The 298-nt window shown below is 54.0% G+C and carries 1 protein-coding gene; it reads right to left on the reverse strand.

What is annotated here, in order from left to right:
- Positions 1–298, reverse strand: a 298-nt coding sequence (locus tag H2O73_RS20790; protein WP_182110775.1) for a helix-turn-helix transcriptional regulator, incomplete at both ends; no start/stop codon positions are given.

Below are 298 nucleotides of genomic sequence, written 5' to 3' on the forward strand. Positions count from 1 at the left end.
TCGCAAACAGATCATCCTGCAGCAACTGTTGCCCCTTGTGCCTGCTCGGACCTTGGACCCCTGCTAAAAACCAGATCGGCCACTGCTGGTAAAACACACACAACCGGGTCAGCTCCCCTAAGTCCGGCAGTTCAGACCGCTCGGTCAGCACCCACTTTGCATATTTAGACCGCTGCACACCGATAGCGTCAGCGACCTGCTGTTGCGTGTATCCATAGTAATCCTGCGCCTGGCGCAGTCTCAGTTTAAACCCTTCCCTGTCGAACTGAACGTCATCATGAAACAGTTCAGGGATCAT

It is taken from the genome of Vibrio marinisediminis, assembly GCF_014050145.1.
GTDB classification, from domain to species: domain Bacteria; phylum Pseudomonadota; class Gammaproteobacteria; order Enterobacterales; family Vibrionaceae; genus Vibrio; species Vibrio marinisediminis.